Annotated in this window: 5 protein-coding genes; 3 read left to right on the top strand and 2 right to left on the bottom strand. The window is 71.2% G+C overall.

All coding sequences use genetic code 11. The features are described from left to right. On the bottom strand, positions 1 to 783 hold a 783-nt coding region (locus tag DKL51_RS01115), incomplete at its 3' end, for an NAD-dependent epimerase/dehydratase family protein (RefSeq protein WP_124811627.1). 273 nt (positions 784 to 1,056) lie between these two features. Here DKL51_RS01115 and DKL51_RS01110 point away from each other — a divergent pair. From DKL51_RS01110 to DKL51_RS01095, 3 genes are all read left to right on the top strand, one after another. Continuing rightward, positions 1,057 to 2,397 carry a molybdopterin-dependent oxidoreductase gene (locus DKL51_RS01110; RefSeq protein WP_260428326.1) on the top strand — a complete coding sequence of 447 codons (1,341 nt, stop codon included), beginning with the start codon at positions 1,057 to 1,059 and terminating at the stop codon, positions 2,395 to 2,397. After that, positions 2,390 to 2,887 carry a hypothetical protein gene (locus DKL51_RS01105; protein WP_124811626.1) on the top strand — a complete coding sequence of 166 codons (498 nt, stop codon included), beginning with the start codon at positions 2,390 to 2,392 and terminating at the stop codon, positions 2,885 to 2,887. The genes DKL51_RS01110 and DKL51_RS01105 overlap by 8 nt, the downstream gene beginning before the upstream one ends. Before the next feature lie 203 nt (positions 2,888 to 3,090). Then, complete coding sequence (locus tag DKL51_RS01095; RefSeq protein ID WP_124811625.1) at positions 3,091 to 4,524, top strand: acyltransferase family protein; 1,434 nt, start codon at positions 3,091 to 3,093, stop codon at positions 4,522 to 4,524. 120 nt (positions 4,525 to 4,644) lie between these two features. On the opposite strand, the gene DKL51_RS35525 is transcribed toward DKL51_RS01095, so the two are convergent. Continuing rightward, the coding region (locus DKL51_RS35525) for a zinc ribbon domain-containing protein (RefSeq protein ID WP_221623110.1) at positions 4,645 to 5,066 on the bottom strand (422 nt) is incomplete at its 5' end.

Here is a 5,066-nt window from a genome sequence, read left to right as displayed (position 1 = left end):
GCGCAGGATCGCCCGGGCCACGTCCGCGCCGTGGACGAAGTCGCGCCGCTGCCCGCCGTCCTCCAGCACCCTGGGCGGCCGGCCGTCGGCCAGCGCCGACCGGAAGATCGAGGCGACCCCGGCGTACGGGGTGTCCCGCGGCATCCGCGGCCCGTAGACGTTGTGGTAGCGCAGCGCCCACACCCCGCCGCCGGTCTGCCGCGCCCACGCGGCGGCCAGGTGCTCCTGGGCGACCTTGCTGGCCGCGTACGTGCTGCGCGGCTCCAGCGGCGCGTCCTCGGGGACCAGGGCCGGGGTGAGGGCGGCACCGCACTGCCGGCAGGTCGGGTCGTACCGGCCGGCGTCGAGGTCGGCGGGGCGGCGCGGCGCGGGCCGGACGGTGCCGTGCTCGGCGCACTCGTAGCGGCCCTCGCCGTAGACCACCATCGAGCTGGCCAGCACCAGCCGGTCCACGCCGGCGCGGTACATCGCCGCCAGCAGCACCGCCGTGCCGTAGTCGTTGTGGCTGGCGTAGTCCGGCGCGTCGCCCGGGTCCAGGCCGTGCCCCACCATCGCCGCCTGGTGACAGACCGCGTCCACCCCCGGCAGGAGCCGGTCCAGCAGCGCCGCATCCCGGACGTCGCCCAGCACCGGATCGTGCCGCCTGGACCAGTCCGGCAGCTCTCCGCCGTGCGCCTGCGGCAGCAGCGCGTCCACCGCCACCACCTCGTGCCCCTCGGCGACGAGCAGGTCGGCGACCTGCGATCCGATGAACCCGGCCGCGCCGGTGACCAGTACCCGCATCCCGGTCACCGTAGGGCCGCGGCGGCCGGGTCGGAGCTGGTTCGGGACGGACGTAAGGACTTCGCAACAGGTTCCGCCGGTGGTTCACCCGTCCGGGGTGGATGTCGGGACGGGACGCCGAGGGACCGGTAAGCGTTCCGTAACGCCGGGAACCGGTCCGGACGGCGGCCGTCGCGTCTAGCGTCCGAGGTGGAACCCGGCAACCGGCCGTGACCCCGCCCGGCACCTGCCGTATCGGCCGACGGGCGACCCGGCGATGAGAGGAGGAAGCCCGTGTCCGGCAACGACTTCACGCGGGCGCCGGAGTCGCCGCGCACCGATCCGGCGGACGGTTTCCCCCGCGGGTTGTGGCGGGCGATGGACCGGTATCCACCACCGGGGGCCCGCGGCATCGCCGGCCGGTGGCGCAGCCCGCTGCGCGGCCCATGGCTCACCTCCGTGTACGGCGCGGTGCTGCTCGCCGGCCTACCCCTGGTGATCATCACGGGCCTGCTCGACTACGCCGCCTACAGCCCGCAGTTCGGCCAGGCGTTCCCCGGCGACGTCGGCTGGCTCCGGCTGCCACCGTTCGACTGGCCGACCCGGCCGTCGTGGCTGTTCCGGGTCACCCAGGGGCTGCACGTGACGCTCGGGATCATCCTGATCCCGGTGGTGCTGGCCAAGCTCTGGTCGGTGATCCCGAAGCTGTTCGACTGGCCGCCGGCCCGCTCCCTCGCCCAGGTACTGGAGCGGTTGTCCCTGCTGCTGCTCGTCGGTGGGATCCTCTTCCAGATCGGCACCGGGCTGCTCAACATCCAGTACGCGTACCTGTTCGGCTTCGACTTCTACACCGCGCACTACTTCGGCGCATGGGTCTTCACCGCGGCGTTCGTGGTCCACGTGGCGCTGAGGCTGCCCCGGCTGGTGTCCGCGCTACGGTCCCGACCGCTGCGCCGGGAGCTGCACACCCCGACGATCCGGCCCGAGCCGCCCGACCCGGACGGGTTGGTACCCGCCCGTCCCGACACCGCCACCATCAGCCGGCGCGGGGCGCTGACCCTGGTCGGCGGCCTGTCCGTGCTGCTCGCCGCGCTCACCGTCGGACAGACCCTGGACGGCGTGTGGCGCCGCACGGCGCTGCTGTTGCCGAGGGGACGGCAGCCCGGGGAAGGCCCCAACGGCTTTCCGGTGAACCGGAGCGCAGCAGCGGCGGGCGTCCAGATGACCGACGGCTGGCGGCTGACCGTCCGCGGCAAGGACAGGGAGGTCACGCTCGGCCGTGCCCAGCTGCTGGCCATGCGCCAGCACACGGTCCGCCTGCCGATCGGCTGTGTCGAAGGCTGGTCGACCCTGCAGACCTGGACCGGCGTACGCCTGCGCGACCTCGCCGCCCTCGTGGGGGTGAGCGCCCCCGACTCCGCGCACGTCCGCTCCCTGGAACGCGCCGGGCTGTTCAACCAGGCGACCCTGCAGGCCAACCAGGTTCTCGACGGCGACTCCCTGCTCGCCCTGCGGGTCAACGGCGCCGACCTGTCCCTCGACCACGGCTACCCCGCGCGGGTCATCGTCCCGGCCCTGCCCGGCGTGCACTGCACCAAGTGGGTCGCCGACATCACCTTCCGGTCCGATGCGTGAGCTCTCCGCCCGGTTCCGGACCGGCTACGGTTCCAGTCCTCGGCATCTGCTGCTGGTCGTCGGCGCCTTCGCCGTCACCGCCTGGATCGTGCTGCGGCTCGCCGGGGAGCCGACCGCCGGTCGGATGCTGCTCTGGTTCGTCGGGGCGGCCGTCGCCCACGATTTCGTCCTGTTCCCGGTCTACGCGCTTGCCGACCGGACACTGCGGCGAACCGTCGACGCCCGCCGCGCCGCCCCGCGATCCCGGCCGTCCGTGCTGAACCATGTGCGCTTCCCGGCGCTCGCCTCGGGCCTGCTCTTCCTCGTGTACCTGCCGGGCATCCTGCGGCAGGGCCGGGACACGTACCTCGCCGCGACCGGCCTGCACCGGCAGTCGTACCTCACGCGGTGGCTGCTGGTCAGCGCCGCCCTGTTCCTGCTTAGCGGGGCCTGGTATGTGCTGCGCCGCGCACGTCCACGACAGGGATCCCGGCAGGACTCGTCCGGCTAGACGGTCCACCACCGTCTGCCGGACGCGACGCTCCTGCTGGAGATCATTGATGTTCGACCCGGCCGCCGATGTTGGGCACAAGGCGATGCGCTTGATGCTCACCCGCACCGGAAAGGTGCCAAGGCAGGTGTGAGGACGGCAGCGGGCCCGGGGATGGAGCGAAAGCCCCGCGACATCGCCCGCGGGTGGACTAGCGTGGTCCCATGGATCGCGTGCGTCAGCTCGCCGAGCTGACGCCGTCCGGGCGGGAGCGTTACGTCGATCTGCTCCGGGCGCTAGCGATCACCCTGGTCGTGCTCGGCCACTGGTTGACCACCGTCGTCGTCTACGACCGTTCCGGTCAGCTCACCGGTTACGACGCGTTGCCCGAACTGCGCTGGGCCTATCCGCTCACCTGGGTCTTCCAGGTAATTCCGGTCTTCTTCCTGGTCGGCGGCTTCGCCAACGCCGCCTCATTGACCAGTCACCGGGCGCGCGGTGGCATCGCCACCGAATGGTTGCTGGACCGCAGCGCCCGGCTGATCCGCCCGACCACGATACTGCTCGTCACGCTTGCCGTCGGCAGTCTGCTGGCGCTCCTGATCGGCACAGATCCGGCTGAGATCAGGACAGCGGTCTCGTTCGCCACCATCCCGCTGTGGTTCCTCAGCGCCTACGTCGCCGTGGTGGCGCTGACCCCGATCATGTATCCGCTGCACCGCCGCTTCGGGTTCGTCGTACCGCTGGTGCTGGTGGCTCTGGTGGCCGCCGGCGATCTCGGACGGCTCTTCGGCCCCGGTCCGCTCTCCGGTGCCAACTTCCTATTCGGCTGGCTGGTCATCCATCAGATCGGCTTCGCCTGGTACGACAGGTACGCCACGACAGCCGCGGAGAGCGACGGCGCGAAGGCTGACCCCGGGATCGGGCGGGGCGGACTCTTCGCTCACCGGCTGCCGTTGGGCTGGCCGGTCGCGGTGGCCCTCCTGATTGTGGGTCTCGTCGCGTTGCTGCTGCTGACCGTCCTCGGCCCCTATCCGGTCACCATGCTCATGGTGCCCGGCGAGCGGCTGGACAACTCCTCGCCGCCGAGCCTGGCACTGCTCGCCTTGGCCACCCTCCAACTCGGAATAATCCTGCTCCTGCGCGGTCCGGCCGAACGATGGCTGCGCCGCCGCGGCCCCTGGCGGGCGGTGATCGGAATGAACGCCGTCGTCCTGACCATCTTCCTGTGGCACCTGAGCGCGGTGCTGGTGCTGGTCGGCGCGCTGAACGCGATGCACTGGTTGCCCGCCCCGCCCATCGACACCGCAAGCTGGTGGGCTTGGCGCCTGCCCTGGTTGCTGGCGCTGGCCGTGGTGCTGCTGGCACTCGTGGCCATCTTCGGTCGGATCGAGGTACGCACCGGCCACCGGCGCCGCGAACAGGACCACGAACGGAAAGTCACGGGGAGATCTGCTACCGCCCGGACCATGCTCACCGTCGGCGGCTACGCGGTCGTGGTACTCGGCCTGCTGATCAACAGCATGGTCCGCATGTCGGCACCCGAGCCGCTGGGGATACCGCCGATCGCGTTGGTGGCCTATCTGGCCGGGGCGGGCACACTACGGCTACTCACGGGCGCTCAGTCAGTTTCCCGTCGGCGACCAGCGCCCGCGTAGGTGAACCAGTGGCTGTCATCGAAGTCCTCGCTGCCGTTAGGACCGTTGAGGCGGGCCACCAGTGCGGCGTCTGTCGCATGCGGTGCGCTGCGTTGGCCTGCGCGCGGAAACCGTTTCCTCTCATGATGCTTTGGTGAGCATGTGATCGGATGTCCCGCCTTGCGGTGGGACGGTCCCGGTCTTGCCCGCTGTGGCGGTGCCGGGTTGACGTTTCACAGCCACCAGCCCGCCGGGGTGGGTCTTACGGTCGGCTCCACGTCCGTTTCGCGTCTCCGAGCCACTCCCGGCGACGGTGACCGCGAGTGCGGCGAGGTTGCGTGCGGCGTTGAGGTCCCGGTCCAGGGTCAGGCCGCAGGTGGTGCAGGTGTAGGTGCGTTCGGACAGGGCGAGTTTGGTTTTCACCGCGCCGCAGCCGGAGCAGGTCTTCGAGGACGGATACCAGCGGTCGGCCACCACCAGCCGCCCGCCGTTCCATGAGGTTTTGTATCCGAGTTGCCGGCGTAGTTCGGCGAACCCGGCGTCGGCGATGCGCCGAGCCAACC

Source organism: Micromonospora globispora (assembly GCF_003857015.1).
GTDB lineage: Bacteria > Actinomycetota > Actinomycetes > Mycobacteriales > Micromonosporaceae > Micromonospora > Micromonospora globispora.
The sequence above is the reverse complement of the archived record's forward strand: the minus strand, read 5'-3'. Positions and strand labels throughout refer to the sequence as shown.